Origin of the sequence: Asanoa sp. NPDC050611, from assembly GCF_040654855.1 — a bacterium.
Lineage (GTDB): Bacteria > Actinomycetota > Actinomycetes > Mycobacteriales > Micromonosporaceae > Asanoa.
In genome coordinates, this window is record NZ_JBFAIU010000033.1 from 21,435 (window position 1) to 36,909 (window position 15,475).

At 71.2% G+C, this 15,475-nt stretch carries 14 protein-coding genes; 10 read left to right on the forward strand and 4 right to left on the reverse strand.

The genetic code is table 11. From position 1 onward, the window contains the following. Positions 1–214 precede the first annotated feature (214 nt). The 4 genes from yajC to ruvC all read right to left on the reverse strand — a co-directional run bounded on the left by yajC (position 215) and on the right by ruvC (position 2,870). Complete coding sequence (yajC, locus tag AB0H87_RS08080) at positions 215–568, reverse strand: preprotein translocase subunit YajC (RefSeq protein WP_360141550.1); 354 nt, start codon at positions 566–568, stop codon at positions 215–217. A gap of 135 nt (positions 569–703) precedes the next feature. After that, positions 704–1,753 carry a Holliday junction branch migration DNA helicase RuvB gene (gene ruvB, locus AB0H87_RS08085; RefSeq protein WP_360141553.1) on the reverse strand — a complete coding sequence of 350 codons (1,050 nt, stop codon included), beginning with the start codon at positions 1,751–1,753 and terminating at the stop codon, positions 704–706. Then, entirely contained in the window at positions 1,750–2,349 is a 600-nt protein-coding gene (ruvA, locus tag AB0H87_RS08090; protein ID WP_360141556.1) for a Holliday junction branch migration protein RuvA, read from the reverse strand. Before ruvA ends, ruvB begins: the two co-directional genes overlap by 4 nt. Next, positions 2,346–2,870, reverse strand: a complete 525-nt coding sequence (gene ruvC, locus AB0H87_RS08095) for a crossover junction endodeoxyribonuclease RuvC (protein WP_360141559.1) — start codon at positions 2,868–2,870, stop codon at positions 2,346–2,348. The genes ruvA and ruvC overlap by 4 nt, the downstream gene beginning before the upstream one ends. Before the next feature lie 112 nt (positions 2,871–2,982). On the opposite strand from ruvC, the gene metG reads away from it, so the two are divergent. The 10 genes from metG (at position 2,983) to AB0H87_RS08145 (ending at position 15,453) form a co-directional block, all read left to right on the forward strand. Beyond that, positions 2,983–4,524, forward strand: a complete 1,542-nt coding sequence (gene metG, locus AB0H87_RS08100) for a methionine--tRNA ligase (protein ID WP_360141562.1) — start codon at positions 2,983–2,985, stop codon at positions 4,522–4,524. A 237-nt stretch (positions 4,525–4,761) separates the two neighbouring features. Further along, positions 4,762–4,899, forward strand: a complete 138-nt coding sequence (locus AB0H87_RS08105) for a hypothetical protein (RefSeq protein WP_360141565.1) — start codon at positions 4,762–4,764, stop codon at positions 4,897–4,899. Further along, complete coding sequence (locus AB0H87_RS08110; RefSeq protein WP_360141568.1) at positions 4,896–5,783, forward strand: sugar ABC transporter permease; 888 nt, start codon at positions 4,896–4,898, stop codon at positions 5,781–5,783. The genes AB0H87_RS08105 and AB0H87_RS08110 overlap by 4 nt, the downstream gene beginning before the upstream one ends. Then, on the forward strand, positions 5,780–6,649 hold the full coding sequence (locus tag AB0H87_RS08115; RefSeq protein WP_360141571.1) for a carbohydrate ABC transporter permease: 870 nt from the start codon (positions 5,780–5,782) through the stop codon (positions 6,647–6,649). Before AB0H87_RS08110 ends, AB0H87_RS08115 begins: the two co-directional genes overlap by 4 nt. Beyond that, complete coding sequence (locus AB0H87_RS08120; RefSeq protein WP_360141574.1) at positions 6,646–7,479, forward strand: sugar phosphate isomerase/epimerase family protein; 834 nt, start codon at positions 6,646–6,648, stop codon at positions 7,477–7,479. The genes AB0H87_RS08115 and AB0H87_RS08120 overlap by 4 nt, the downstream gene beginning before the upstream one ends. After that, positions 7,476–8,573, forward strand: a complete 1,098-nt coding sequence (locus AB0H87_RS08125) for a Gfo/Idh/MocA family oxidoreductase (RefSeq protein ID WP_360141577.1) — start codon at positions 7,476–7,478, stop codon at positions 8,571–8,573. Before AB0H87_RS08120 ends, AB0H87_RS08125 begins: the two co-directional genes overlap by 4 nt. Beyond that, on the forward strand, positions 8,573–9,412 hold the full coding sequence (locus AB0H87_RS08130) for a sugar phosphate isomerase/epimerase family protein (RefSeq protein WP_360141580.1): 840 nt from the start codon (positions 8,573–8,575) through the stop codon (positions 9,410–9,412). The genes AB0H87_RS08125 and AB0H87_RS08130 overlap by 1 nt, the downstream gene beginning before the upstream one ends. Before the next feature lie 14 nt (positions 9,413–9,426). Then, positions 9,427–10,635, forward strand: a complete 1,209-nt coding sequence (gene manD, locus AB0H87_RS08135; RefSeq protein WP_360141583.1) for a D-mannonate dehydratase ManD — start codon at positions 9,427–9,429, stop codon at positions 10,633–10,635. A 299-nt stretch (positions 10,636–10,934) separates the two neighbouring features. After that, positions 10,935–12,047, forward strand: coding sequence for a sugar phosphate isomerase/epimerase (locus AB0H87_RS08140; protein WP_360141586.1), 1,113 nt, complete (start codon positions 10,935–10,937; stop codon positions 12,045–12,047). 79 nt (positions 12,048–12,126) lie between these two features. After that, on the forward strand, positions 12,127–15,453 hold the full coding sequence (locus AB0H87_RS08145; protein ID WP_360141589.1) for a ThuA domain-containing protein: 3,327 nt from the start codon (positions 12,127–12,129) through the stop codon (positions 15,451–15,453). Positions 15,454–15,475: the final 22 nt, after the last annotated feature.

A 15,475-nucleotide genomic window follows, 5' to 3' on the forward strand; every position in this document is an offset into this window, starting at 1 on the left:
AGCGGGTCTCCCTGTGCTGGGGGCCGTCGCGGGTGCGTCGGCGCGGGTCGATGCAGCGGTCCACGCCGGGCAGGCGCGGTACGCCGGCTCTGCGGGACGGAGCCGGCGTGATTATCCATCAAAGTCGATCGAGTCGGGAGACCCGCTCGTTCGAACGCAAGGCTATGCCGGGGTCGCTGGGAGTTAGCTGTCGACCCCGGCCGTAACCCCGCGGTCAGTCCTTGGCGGGCTCGACCGGCGACGTGATCGTCTCCGCGGCGGGGGGCGCGGCGGGCTCAGGCACGTCGTTCTTCAGCACGCGGGCGACGGCCGGACGCGCGTAGCGCAGGTGCACACCGGGGGCGGCCTCGAGCGTGACGGTCTCGGCGTCGGTCTCGACGACGGTGCCGTGCAGGCCGCCGATCGTCACGACCTCGGCGCCCGGGCCGAGGGTGGACTGCATCTGCTGGGCTTCGCGGCGGCGCTTCTGCTGGGGGCGGATCATCATGAAGTACATGACGCCGAACAGCAGAACGATCATAAGCAGCGGCAGGAAGCTGCCGCCGCCAGAGGCTGATGCTGCGAGCACGGTGAAAACCTTCCCATTGGCCTTCGCTGGACGTGGGGGTCGCCCAGCGCAGGCAGAAATGTCGTCCCCTACGGACCGCGGCGAGTCTAGTCGGTCTGGCTGAGAACGCCGAATGCCGCGCTGATCACTTTCGGATCACGGAAAACGCTGTTCGGCGGAGAAGAGATCGTTTTGTCCGGGGGCCCGCCCGGGCCCCACTGGCGGCGTGCGACCAAGGTGTTGCCAGGCCGCTTCGGTGGCCACCCGGCCCCGCGGTGTGCGGGCCAGCAACCCCGCCCTGACCAGGAACGGCTCGCAGACCTCCTCGACGGTGTCCGGCTGCTCCCCGACCGCCACGGCCAGCGTCGACAGCCCGACCGGGCCGCCCTTGAACGAGTCGACCAGGGCGGAGAGCACGGCCCGGTCGAGCCGGTCGAGGCCGAGCGCGTCCACGTCGTACACCTGGAGCGCCTCTTTCGCCGTGGCCAGGGTGACCGTCCCGTCGCCGCGGACCTCGGCGAAGTCCCGCACCCGGCGCAGCAGCCGGTTGGCGATGCGCGGCGTACCCCGCGACCGCCCGGCGATCTCGCGGGCGCCGTCGTCGGTGATCGGCACGCCCAGGATCCGCGCCGAGCGGTGCAGGAGGGACTCGAGATCGGCGGCGGCGTAGAAGTCGAGGTGGGCGACGAACCCGAACCGGTCGCGCATCGGCCCGGTCAGCAGCCCGGACCGGGTGGTCGCGCCGACGAGGGTGAACGGCTCGACGTCGAGCGGGATCGCGGTGGCGCCGGGCCCCTTGCCGACCACGACGTCGACCCGGAAGTCCTCCATCGCGGAGTAGAGCAGCTCCTCGGCCGGCTTCGCGATGCGGTGGATCTCGTCGATGAACAGCACGTCACCGCCGGCGAGGCTGGTCAGGATCGCGGCGAGGTCACCGGACCGCTCGATCGCCGGCCCACTGGTCACGCGGATCCCACTGCCCAGCTCGGCCGCCACGATGTTGGCCAGGGTCGTCTTCCCGAGGCCGGGCGGCCCTGACAAGAGGATGTGGTCCGGTGGGGTGCCGCGGCCCATCGCGCCGCGCAGCAGCAGGTCGAGCTGGTCGCGGACCCGGTGCTGCGCGATGAACTCGGCCAGGCGCTTCGGCCGGACCGTCGCCTCGGCGTCCTGGTCCCCCTCCGCGATATACGCCGACACCTCGCTCATCGGGACCGGCCGAGCAGTTGGATCGCCATCTTGAGCAGGGTCGGCACCGGCTCGTCGCCGGTCGCCTTCTCGGCCACCGCCGTCACCGCCTGGTCGGCCTGCGACGCCGTCCAACCCAGACCGACCAGGCCCTGACGCACCTGCTCGTGCCAGACCGCGCCGACCACGCCGGCCGCGCCGTCGGCGCCGACCGCGATCGGGCCGATCCGGTCGCGCAGCTCCAGCACCAGGCGTTCCGCGCCCTTCTTGCCGATGCCCGGCACGCGGGTCAGCGTCGCGGTGTCGGCGTTGGCGATCGCCTTGCGGACCACGTCGGGGTGGTGCACCGCGAGCACGGCCTGTGCCAGCCGCGGGCCGACGCCGCTCGCCGTCTGCAGCAGCTCGAACAGCTGCTTCTCGTCGTCGGTAGCGAAGCCGTACAAGGTCAGCGAGTCCTCCCGCACGACCATGCTCGTCGCCAGCCGGGCGGGCTGGCCCTGGCGCAGGCCGGCGAGCGTGCCGGGCGCGCAGTGCACGGCCAGGCCCACGCCGCCGACCTCGATGACCGCGCCGTCCGGCGACACCGCGGCGACCACTCCGCTCACGCTGGCGATCACCTTCGACCTGCCCTTCTGACGGCCGCCGCCGCCTCGATCTTCGCCTTGGTGCCGCCCCGCCAGATGTGGCAGATGGCCAGTGCCAGCGCGTCCGCCGCGTCCGCCGGTCGCGGTGGCGCGTCGAGCCGCAGCAGCCGGGTGACCATCGAGGTGACCTGCGCCTTCTCGGCCTGGCCCGAGCCGGTGACGGCGGCCTTGACCTCGCTCGGCGTGTAGGTCGAGACCGGCAGCCCGGCCCGCGCCCCGGCCAGCACCGCCACCGCGCTGGCCTGCGCGGTGCCCATCACCGTACGCACGTTGTGCTGGCTGAACACCCGCTCCACCGCGACACTCTGCGGCTTGTGCTCGGCGACGAGGTCGGTCAGCGTGCGGTCGAGGTGCAGCAGCCGCAGCGACAGGTCGTCGGCCGGGTCGGTGTAGACCACGTAGTAGGCGACCAATGTGCACGGTCGGCCGGGCACGCCCTCCACCACGCCGACGCCGCACCGCGTCAGCCCCGGGTCGACGCCGAGCACCCGCACGCGATCCTCCCCCTGTACGTGTGTTCGACACCCTACGTGCCGCCGCCACGCCCGGGACGGCGGACACACCGGAGCGGAATAACCGGTGGCGCGCCTCACTAGCGTCAAAGGCATGACGGGCACCGGCTTCATTTCGACGACGATTCCGTACGTCAATGCGCGACCCCATCTCGGTCATGCGCTCGAGTTCGTGGAGACCGACGCGTACGCCCGTTTCATGCGCACCCACCTCGACGACGTCTTCTTCCTGACCGGATCCGACGAGAACGCGCTCAAGAATGTCCTCGCGGCAGAGACCGCCGGCATTGCCACCGCCGATCTCGTGGCCCGCAACGCGGCCAGCTTCCAGGACCTCCTCGCGCGGCTCGGGTGCGCCCCCGACCATTTCGTCCGGACCAGCGTCGACCCGCTGCACCTCGCGGGGGCGACGGAGATCTGGCAGCGGATGGCGGCGGCCGGTGACATCTACTCGCGGGCGTACGAGGGCCTCTACTGCGTCGGGTGCGAGCAGTTCTACGAGCCCGGTGAGCTGGTCGACGGCGCGTGCCCCGAGCACCTGACCGCGCCCGAGCCGGTGCGCGAGCAGAACTACTTCTTCCGGCTCTCCCGCTATCAGGACGACCTGCTCAAATGCCTTGAGTCGGGCGAGCTGGTCATCCATCCCGAGACGCGCCGCAACGAGGTCATCTCGTTCGTCCGCGCCGGCCTGCAGGACATCAGCATCTCCCGGTCGGCGCACCGGGCGCGGGGTTGGGGCATCCCGGTGCCGGGCGACGACAGCCAGGTGATGTACGTCTGGATCGACGCGCTGACCAACTACACGAACGCGCTGGGCTGGACCGCCGGCGACCCGCGCTACGAGCGGTTCTGGGCCGGTGCGGCGCGCCGCGTCCACGTCATGGGCAAGGGTGTGATCCGCTTCCACGCCGTCTACTGGCCGGCGATGCTGCTCTCCGCGGGCCTGCCGCTGCCGACGGACCTGGTCGTGCACGGTTACATCACCGCGGGCGGGCGCAAGATCGGCAAGAGCCTCGGCAACGCGGTGGACCCCGTCGCGCTCGTCGAACGGTTCGGCGCGCGGGCTGTCCGATATGCACTGCTCGCCACTTTCGCGCCGTTCGGTGACGGCGACATCACCGAGGAGCGGATCGTCGCCGCCTACAACACCGACCTCGCCAACGGGCTCGGCAACCTGGTCAACCGGGTGACCAGCATGGTCGGCCGCTACCGCGGCAGCGTCGTGCCCGCGGGTGACCGCGCCGGCGGCCTCGGGCCCGCGGTCGCCACCGCGGCGAGCGGCTTCGACCAGGCGATGGCCGCCTTCGACCACCGCGCCGCCGTCCAGCACCTGACGACCCTGGTCGGCCGGGCCAACTCGTACGTCGACGAGCACGCGCCCTGGCACCTGGCGAAACAACCGTCCGAGGCGGACCGGCTCGACACCTGCCTGCTGCACACCGCCGCCGCCGTGCGGGCCGCGGCCGTGCTGCTGCGCCCGGTGCTGCCCGACGCCGCCGCGGAGATCCTGGCCGCGCTCGGCCAGCCCGCCGACCTCCGGCTCGCCGCCGACGACTGGCTGGGAGCCGGGATGGCCGGTGCCCGCGTCGAGAAGCCGGCCGCGATCTTCCCGCGCATCGACGCGCCTGCCACATAACACCCCCGGGCAGTGTGTGGCGGCACGCCATGGGCGGCAACCCGCCAGGCTCGTACATTCATGCGCCATGGCGGCAGATCGGGTGGCTGACCACCACGTCGTTACTACAAGACGTTCGGTGAGCTGCCGACCAACCAGGCCGCCGCCACCGCCCTCGGCAGCGACCCGGCACTGGCCGCGATCGTCGAGTCGGCCGGCAAGTCGGCCAACACCCCGTTCACCGGCGGCTGGAGCCAGGTGCAGCTCGCCCTGACCAACGTCGTGGTCCAGTCGATCCCCGACCTGTCGGCGGGCCGGGTCGACGACGCCAAGCTGACGGGCCTGCTCGGCGCCGCGCAGAAGACCGCGCAGGAAGCGCTCGACAAGGCCAAATGACCAAGACAACGCGCACCGCCACCCGGCAGGGACGTCCACTCTGGATGTTCCTGCCGGGCGGCCTGCTCACCCTGATCGTCATCGGCATCCCGTTGGCGCTGGCCCTCTACATCTCCCTGCTCGACCTCGACCAGTACTCGATCCGCGAGTGGGTCGGCGCCGAGTTCATCGGGTTCGACAACTACGTCGAGGCGGTCAAGGGCTCGCACCTCGTGCACGCGATCGGCGTCAGCCTCGGCTACTCGGCGCTGGTCACGATCGGCTGCCTGCCGCTCGGCCTGGCCGCAGCCATCGCCACCCAGGACCGCTTCAAGGGCCGCGGCCTGGTCCGCTCGGTCCTGCTGGTCCCCTACGTGCTGCCCGCGTTCGTGGTCGGCAGCACCTGGCGGATCATCCTGCAGCCCGACGGCATCGCCAACCGGATCTTCGGCACCGAAGGGCTCTGGCTCAACGGCCCGCGCAGCTTCTGGGCGCTCGTCATCGTGCAGCTCTGGGCCGGCTGGCCGCTGGTCTACCTGCTGGCCGCCGCCGGCCTCCAGTCGGTCGACGCGACCGTGCACGAGGCCGCCGCCCTCGACGGCGCCGGCGCCTGGGCGAAGCTCCGCTACGTCGTGCTCCCCCAGCTCCGCGGCCCGGTCTCGCTCGGCCTGGTGATCTCCTTCCTGCACAACGTCAACAGCTTCACGCTGCCGTTCGTCCTGTTCGGCGTGCCGAGCCCGTACGACGTGGAGGTCCTGCCCGTGCTCACCTACGTGGAGAGCTTCCAGAACTTCGAGTTCGGGCTCAGCGTCGCGATGGCCGTCGTCTCGCTGATCCTGGTGGCGATCCCGATGGCGATCTACCTGCGGGCCGTCCGGCTGGACACCGGAAGAGGCAACAAATGACGAAGAGCCGCTCGGAAGAAGTAGCCCGCCTGCTGCCCGCCCCGGCCAGGGCGGCGACCCTGACCGTCCTGCTCCTGATCGTCCTCGGCCCGCTCGCCTACATGGCCATCGCGAGCGTGAGCTCCGACCTGGCCGTCGCCCGCGGCGCCCTCTGGCCCGACGGCTTCCACATCGAGAACTACGCCCGCATCTGGCAGACCACCAACCTCGGCCGGGGCCTCGTCAACAGCGTCCTCGTCGCCGGCGCCGTCGCGGTCGTCAGCGCGTTCGTCGCCCTCATCAGCGCGTACGTCCTCGTCCGCTACGCCTTCCGCGGCCGGATCGCGGTCCTGCGCGCCCTGCTCGCCCTCCAGAGCATCCCCGGCACGCTGCTCCTGCTCCCGGTCTTCGTGCTGTTCGCCAGCGCCGCCACGGCCCTCGGCGTCACGATCATCGGCACGAGAGGAGCGGTCCTCGTCACGTACCTCACCTTCGCCCTGCCGTTCTCGACCTGGGTGATGGTCACCTACCTGCGCGAGCTGCCGCCGGAGCTGGACGAGGCCGCCCGCGTCGACGGCGCGAGCCCGTGGCGGGTGCTCACCCGGGTCATCGCGCCGCTGAGCTGGCCCGGCCTGGTGGTCAGCGGCGTCTTCGCGTTCCTGCTCGGCTGGAACGACGTGCTGTTCGCCTCGGTGCTGACCAACCCCGACACCCGCACCGCGGCGGTCGAGCTACAGATCTTCGGCGCGAGCCAGGAAGGCGGGGCACTTCCGGTGTACGGGCAGCTCATGGCGGCCGCGTTGGTCTGCGCCGTGCCGGTCGTGGCGCTCTACCTTGTCTTCCAGAGGTATCTGGTGGCCGGCCTGACCACGGGAGGCGTGCGGTGACGGTGTGGACCCTGTCCGGCTTCGGCGACGAGATCGACCCGGACCCGGTGGTGCAGCTCGCCGTGCTGTCGGCGCTCGGCGCCCGGCACCTCGAGCTGCGCAGCGCGTGGGACGTGAACGTCGTCGACCTCGACGAATCGCAGCTGGAGACCGTCAAGTCCCTCCTCGACGAACGCAACATGGCGGTCTCCGCGATCGCCTCTCCGATCGGCAAGGTCAGCATCACCGACGACCCCGACGGCGAGCGCGACCGCCTGCGCCGGGCCATCGGAGCCGCACACCGACTCGAGTGCCGTTACATCAGGCTGTTCTCCTTCTACCGGCCCGAGACCAGCACCCCCGAGCAGATTCGCGACGAGGTGCTGACCCGCATGCGCGACTGGGCCACCACCGCCGAGGCCGAGGGCGTGGTCCTGGTCCACGAGAACGAGAAGGAGATCTACGGCGACACACCTGATCGCGTACGCGACATCGTGGAAGCCGTCGGCTCCCCCGCGCTGCGGGTCGCGTGGGACAACGCCAACTTCGTCCAGGTCGGCGTCCGCCCGTTCACCGACGGCTACGCCATGCTCCGCCCGTACCTCGAATATCTCCAGGTCAAGGACGCCATCGCCGCGACGGGCGTGGTCGTCCCCGCCGGCGACGGCGACGGCGAGCTGAAGGAGACCCTGACCGCCCTGCGCGACGACGGCTACGCCGGCTTCGCCTCCCTCGAACCGCACCTGGCCCTGCAGACCGCGACCGGCGGCTTCTCCGGGCCGGCGGCGTTCGGCCGGGCCGCCCGGGCGTTCGCCGCGCTCACCGACGAGATCGGAGTGCAAACCCGATGAGCACCATCCCCGTCACCGTGGTCGGCGCCGGCATCATCGGCCAGACCCACGCCGACGCCGTGCTGCGCCACCCCCGCCTGCGGGTGGCCGCGATCGTCGACCCCGACGAGGCGGCCCGGGAGGCGCTCGCCGAACGGATCGTCAAGGCCGGCGCCGCCAGGCCGGCCGGACACGCCACCCTCATGGCAGAGCCCAAGAGCCTGGTGACGATCTGCGCCCCGACCGGCCTGCACGTCGCCCTCGCCGAACAGGCCCTGGAGCAGGGCGCCCACGTCCTCGTCGAGAAGCCGCTGGACGTCTCGCCACGCGCCGCGCGCGCCCTCGCCGACCGCGCGGACGAGTTCGCGCGGCGCGGCCTGGTCGCCTCGGTCGTCAGCCAGCACCGGTTCGACCCGGCCAGCGTCGCGGTCGCCGCCGCGGCGCACGGCGGCGGCCTGGGCCGGCTCACCTCCGCGGTGGCGTCGGTGCCGTGGTGGCGGGCGCAGTCCTACTACGACCAGGCCGACTGGCGCGGCACCTGGCGCCTCGACGGCGGCGGCGCGCTGATGAACCAGGGCGTGCACACCGTCGACCTGCTGCTCTGGCTGCTCGGCGCGCCGACCACCGTTTCGGCGTTCACGGCCCGGCTCGCGCACGAGGACATCGAGGTGGAGGACGTCGCCGTGGCGATCCTGCGCTTCGCGAACGGCGCGCTCGCGACCCTGCACGCCACCACCGCGGGCCATCCGGGCATCGGCGTGCGGGTGCAGCTGCACGGCACCGCCGGCTCGGCGGTGATCCACGACGACCAGCTCGAGTTCCTCAACGCCACCGCCGGCCCCGCGCCGGTCGAGCGGGCCGAGGACGCGGTGCCGGCCGGCGAGCGCACCGGCGCGGCCAAGCCCGCCGACGCGTTCGTCGTCGGGCACCTGCGGCAGTACGAGGACGTGGTGGCCGCCATCGACGGGGGGCGGCCACCCGGGGTCGGACTGCGCGACGGCCTGCTCGCGGTCGCTGTCGTCTACGCGGTGTACGCGTCCGCGGCGCTCGGCCGGCCGGTCTCGGTCGACGACGTGCTCAGCGGTGCCCTCGACGACCTGGCGGAGGTGTCCTGATGCGGTTCTCGGTGTTCACGGCGTCGACTCCGGAGTGGACGCCGGCGGAGGCGGCGCACGAGCTGGCCGCGCAGGGCTGGGACGGCGTGGAGTGGCGGGTCACGGACCAGGAGGACGCGGCCCGGCCCGGCTTCTGGGCGGGCAACCGCGCCACCTGGCCGCTCGAGACGCTGGAGGAGAGCCTCCCGGAGATCGACCGGATCACCCGGGGCGCGGGCCTCGACTACTCCGGCGTCGGCGCCTACGTGCCGAGCGCGGACCGCGACAACGTCGAGCGGGTGCTCGCGGCCACGGCCACGCTCGGCGCCGGCCGCGTCCGGATCACCATGCCGAAGCTCGGCAGCGCGCCGTACCCGGAGCTGTTCGCGAAGACCCGGGACGACCTCGCCTGGGCGGCCGAGCGCGCCGCGACCCACGGCGTGACCGGCCTCGTCGAGCTGCACCACGGCACGATCGCCGCCTCGGCCTCGGCCGCCCTGCGCCTCGTCGACGGCCTCGACCCGGAGCGGGTCGCGGTCATCCACGACGTCGGCAACCTCGTCATCGAGGGCCACGAGGACCACACCGCGGCGTTCGAGCTGCTCGGGCCGTACCTCGCGCACGTGCACGTCAAGAACGTCGCCTGGCGCCCGGTCGGCACGCGGCCGGACGGCTCGACGGCGTGGGCGGCGGACTGGGCGCCGCTGCGCGAGGGCCAGGCGGACATCGGGGCGTACCTCACAGCACTGCGGGACGTCGGTTACGACGGCTGGGTGACCGTGGAAGACTTCTCGACGGCGCTACCGCTCGCGGAGCGCACCCGGGACAACCTCGCCTACCTGCGTTCGCTCGCGGGCTGACCACGGAGGCAGTCGTGAAGATCGTCGACGCGCGGGTGATCGTCACCTGCCCCGGTCGCAACTTCGTCACCCTCAAGATCGTCACGGACGACGGCCTGACCGGCGTCGGCGACGCCACGCTCAACGGGCGCGAGCTGGCCGTGGCCGGCTATCTGAGCGAGCACGTGGTGCCGGCGCTGATCGGCCGCGACGCCAGCCGCATCGAGGACACCTGGCAATACCTCTACAAGGGCGCCTACTGGCGGCGGGGACCCGTGACGATGACCGCGATCGCGGCGGTCGACACCGCGCTCTGGGACATCAAGGGCAAGGCCGCCGGCATGCCGGTCTACCAGCTGCTCGGTGGTCGCAGCCGGGAAGGCGTCACCGTGTACGGGCACGCCAACGCCGAGACCGTCGACGAGGTGCTGGTCGAGGTCGCCCGCTACGTCGACCTGGGCTACAAGGCCGTCCGCGTGCAGACCGGCGTGCCGGGGCTGGCCAGCACCTACGGCGTCAGCGGCGACAAGATGTTCTACGAGCCGGCCGACGCCTCGGTGCCGACCGAGAACGTCTGGTCGACCGAGCGCTACCTGGCACACACCCCGTCGGTGTTCGCCCGGGTCCGCGACGAGTTCGGTCCGGGGCTGCGGCTGCTGCACGACGTGCACCACCGGCTCACCCCGATCGAGGCGGGCCGGCTGGGCAAGAGCCTCGAGCCGTACGCGCTGACCTGGATCGAGGACCCGACCCCGGCCGAGCTGCAGGAGAGCCTGCGGCTGATCCGCCGGCACACCACCACGCCGATCGCGATCGGCGAGGTGTTCAGCGGCATCTGGGACTGCCAGCAGCTCATCACCGAGCAGCTCGTCGATTACATCCGGGCCACCGTCGTGCACGCGGGCGGCATCACCCACCTGCGCCGGATCTTCGACCTGGCCGCGCTCTACCAGGTGCGCAGCGGCTCGCACGGTGCGACCGACCTGTCGCCGGTGTGCATGTCGGCCGCGCTGCACCTCGACATCGCGATCCCCAACTTCGGGCTGCAGGAATACATGCGGCACACGCCGGAGACCGACGCGGTGTTCCCGCACGGCTACCACTTCGCGGGCGGCTACCTGCACCCCTCCGACGAGCCGGGCCTGGGCGTCGACATCGACGAGGAACTGGCGGCGCGGTACCCGTACCGGCCCGCCGCGCTGCCGGTGAACCGGCTCGAGGACGGCACGCTGCACAGCTGGTAGGCGCGACTTTCTTGTGATCGTGCAAAAGTTACGGCGATCTTCTAAGAACTTTCGTCAGCAACCATCTATCTTTTTGGGCGCTGGAGACATTATCGTCTCCCTATCTCTACGGGTTGGCCGTCATCCCAGACCGGTCGCCCGCCGCGCGTGGCACCGCGGCATGTCCCTGCCCCCTGTCGGCTTCGACCACGCCTGGCGCATCGGCGGCGCCTGAATCGATTCACCCTCATCATCCCGTGACGGCTTCACCATGCCGTCGCGCAATTGGCGGCGCCCTGCCGCCGAGAGGACGGACGACGATGACCGAGAACCCAGCCGTGCCGATGGACCCCGCCGAGCGTCGCCGGCTCACCCGGCGCAACATCCTGAAGGCGTCCGCCGCCGCGGGTGCCGCCATCGGCGCCGCCGGGCTGCCGGTGCTCACCACCAGCACCCCGGCCATCGGCACCCGCGGGCTGCACGCCGAGGAGCTGATCCCCGAGCGGCGCCGCGGCATCATCCTCTACTCGGTGCGCGACCGGATCTCGGCGGCCCCGGACGACAGCGGCGTCCCGTACGGCTTCGAGCGGGTGCTGGCCCGGATCGCCGAGCTCGGCTACAAGGAGGTCGAGTTCGCCGGCTACACCCAGCACACCTCGATTCTCGGCCGGCAGATCACGCCCGCGGAGATCCGCAAGATCCTCGACGACAACGGGCTGGTCGCCAACGGCACGCACACCTCGATCAACCCGACCACCTTCACCCAGCAGCTCGACATCTCCGAGACCCTGGGCATGAAGCACATCGGCACCGGCTCGGACCCGACCAACTCCAACTACAAGGCGGACTGGGACGCGGCGGCCGACGTCTGGAACGAGCTGGGCCGGCAGGCCCGCAAGCGCGGCATGAAGCTCTACACGCACAACCACGACGCCGCGTACTCGTTCCTGCTCGACGAGGGCCCGCTCGACGCCGACGGCCGGCCGACCCGCTCGTCCGGCATGCGCCGCCTGGAGTACTTCTTCGGCAAGGCCGACCCGAAGTACGTCTTCTTCGAGCTGGACATCTACTGGGCGTACGTGGCCCGGTTCAAGCACCAGAAGTTCGTCGACAAGCGCGGCGTCGAGCGCACCGACCTGTTCGACCCGATCCTCAACGTGGCCTCGCGCGGCGACCGGTTCCCGCTGTTCCACGCCAAGGACGGCAACCGCGACAGCGCGCTCGCCAACGGGTACGAGATGACCCCGCTCGGCGAGGGCGACATCAACTTCCAGCAGTTCTTCGAGACGATCGGCGACGCCGACTACCGGCACGCCAACTGGGAGCAGGACACCGCTCCCGGCGGCGCGGCCAACCCCGGCCAGTCCCTGGACTTCGCCGCGATCTCGTACCAGAACATGTCCGAGCTGACCGTCTACAAGCGCGGACACTGACACCCCGGTTACCACCCGGCCGGGCGCGGCGGCGCGCGCCCGGCCTCCGAGGCGACGCCCACACACCCCGGAGGACGACATGCCATCCCCCTTCCGCCGACGGCTGGCAGCACTGGCCGCCGCGACGATCGGGCTTCCGCTCGTGGCGCTGGCACCAACCAGCGCCGCGCAGGCGGACCCCAGACCTACCGGTCCCACGACCGCCCCGGAGACGCTGGTCGCGGCCGAGAACGGCCCCGCCGCCCTGCGTTCCGCGGTGCGGGCGCCGAAGAACTACAAGGTGCTCGTGTTCACCAAGACCGCCGGCGTCCGGCGGCCGTCCATCCAGGACGGTGTCGCGACGATCCGGGCGCTGGCCAAGGAGAACGGGTTCACCGTCACGGCTTCGCAGAACGCGGCCGACTTCACGGCCGAGAACCTGGGCGGCTTCCGCGCGGTGGTCTTCCTCAACACCACCGGCGACATCCTCAACCCCGCACAGCAGACGGCGTTCGAGGACTACATCAAGGCCGGCGGCGGTTACGTCGGCGTGCACGCCGCCGCCGAGACCGAGCCGGACTGGGCGTTCTACCAGACCCTGGTCGGCGCCAAGGTGGCCGGCGTGACCGGTGTCGAGCCCGGCAACGTCGACGTCGCCGACCGGGTGCACCCGGCGACCGAGACCGTCCCGCGCGCGGTGACGCTGACCGAGGAGTGGTACAACTTCACCGCCAACGTCCGCGGGCAGTCGCACGTGCTCGCGACCGTCGACGAGAACAGCGTCACCGGCGGCACGATGGGCTTCGACCACCCGATCAGCTGGTGCAAGGACTACCAGGGCGGCCGCTCGTTCTACACCGGCCTCGGGCACTCGATCGAGACCTACCGGGCCGCGGCCTACCAGAAGCACCTGCTCGGCGGCATCCAGTGGGCCTCCGGCGTGGTCGAGGGCGACTGCGGCGCGACCGTGCTGGCCAACTACGAGAAGGTCACGCTCAACGACGAGCCCGGCGAGCCCATGTCGCTGGCCGTGCTGCCCGACGGGCGGGTGCTGCACAACACCCGCGGCGGCCAGATCCGCATGTACGACCCGGCGACCAACGCCAGCCCGGTGATCACCACGATCCCGGTCTACTCGCACGACGAGGACGGCCTCCAGACGCTGGCGATCGACCCCGACTTCGCCACGAACAAGTGGGTGTACGTCTACTACGCGCCCCGGCTCGACACCCCGGTCGACGACCCGGCCACCCCGGGTGTCAACGAGGGTGACGCGCCGGCGACCAGCACCGACCCGACGACGTGGGACACGTTCAAGGGCTACAACCAGCTTTCCCGGTTCAAGCTGGTGGAGTCGCCCACGCCGCACCTCGACATGGCGTCCGAGCAGCAGATCATCCGGGTCGACGTCGACCGCGGCATCTGCTGCCACGTGGCCGGCAAGGTGAAGTTCGACGGCAAGGGCAACCTGTTCCTGATCACCGGCGACGACACCAACGCCGGTGGCTCCGACGGCTTCACGCCGATCAACGACCAGCCCACGCAGGGCCCCGGTTACGACGCCCGGCGCTCGGCCGGTAACACCAACGACCTGCGCGGCAAGGTGCTGCGGATCAAGGTGAAGGCCAACGGCACGTACACGTCGCCGGCCGGCAACCTGTTCCCGGAGGCGCAGGACGCCAGTGGGAGGACCCGTCCGGAGATCTTCCTGATGGGCCTGCGCAACCCGTTCCGGTTCGACGTCGACAGCACCGGCCGGCTCTACATCGGTGACTACTCCCCCGACTCGCGGGTGCCCAACCCGACCCGCGGACCGGAAGGCACCGGCCGCTGGTTCAGCGCCAACAAGGCCGGCAACTACGGCTGGCCCTTCTGCGCCTCGCCCAGCCTGCCCTATGTGGACTTCGACTTCGCCACGCGTACGTCGGGTGCCACGTTCAACTGCGGCGCCCCGGTCAACGACTCGCGGCACAACACGGGCCTGACCGTGCTGCCGGCCGTGCAGCAGCCGCAGTTCTGGTACACGTACGAGGCCCGCACGCCGTGCGGCAGCGCGTACCTGCAGAACCCGCCGATCCCCTGCGACTTCAAGTGGCCGGTGATCGGCACGGGCGGCGTCGGCCCGCACGGCGGCCCGATCTACAAGTACGACGCCGAGAGCACGTCGCAGGTGAAGTTCCCCGAGTACTACAACAACGCCGTCGTCTTCGGTGAGTTCACCCGGGACAAGATCTTCATGATGCGTACGGACGGCAAGGGCAACCTGAACGGCGTCGAGCAGTTCCTGCCGGGCACCGTGTTCGACAACCCGATGGAGATGGAGTTCGGCCCGGACGGCGCGCTCTACGTGCTGGAGTACGGCGACGGCTTCTTCAACGCCAACCCGGACGCCCAGCTCTCCGTCATCCGGTACGTGAAGGGCACCCGGTCGCCGGTCGTCAAGCTCACCGCGACACCGACCTCCGGGCAGGCACCGCTGACCGTCGCGTTCTCGTCGGCCGGCACCTTCGACCCGGACCCGGGCGAGTCCATCTCGTACGCCTGGGACTTCACCAACGACGGCACCGTCGACTCGGCGGACCCGAACCCCTCGTACACGTACACCCAGAACGGCTCCTACGTGGCCAAGCTGACGGTGACGGACTCGAGCGGCAAGACCGGCGTGCTGACGACCGTCATCGTGGTCGGCAACACGGCGCCCACGGTGCGGGTGACGACGCCGCTGGCGGGCTCCTTCTTCAACTGGGGCGACTCGATCCCGTACACCGTCGAGGTTTCGGATCCTGAGGACGGCCCGATCGACTGCTCGCGCGTCGTGGTGACGTTCGTGCTCGGCCACGACACGCACGGCCACCCGGACGGCTCCACCACGGGTTGCACCGGCACCGTGCAGTCGCCGGCCGACGGTGCCGACCACGCGGGCGGCTACCTGTACGGCGGCATCAGCGCCTCGTACACCGACCTCGGTGGCGGCGGCCAGCCGCCGCTGACCACGGTCGGCCAGGCGGTGATCCAGACACCGCGGCAGCAGGCGGAGTTCGCCCAGGTGCAGACCAACGTGACGGTCGCCAACACCGGTGACACCGGCGGCGGCCAGCACGTCAACGGCATCGACGTGGGCGACAACATCGCCTTCGACCCGATCAACCTGGGCGGCGTCTCCACCGTGACGCTGCGGCACTCGGGCGGCTCGGCGGCGACGGCGGGCACCCCGCGGGCCACCGTGGAGCTCCGGTTCGACTCGCCCACAGGCCCGGTGGTCGGCACGGCGACGCTGAACGCGACGACGGGCAACGGCGCCTTCGTCGAGACCGCGGTGCCGGTCAGCCAGCCGGCCGGCACGCACCGGCTCTACCTGGTCTTCAACGGCGTCACCGGCGGCCCGACGACCGGCCTCGTCAACCTCAACTGGCTCCAGTTCGGCTGACCCTTCTCGGCCCGCCACCCCT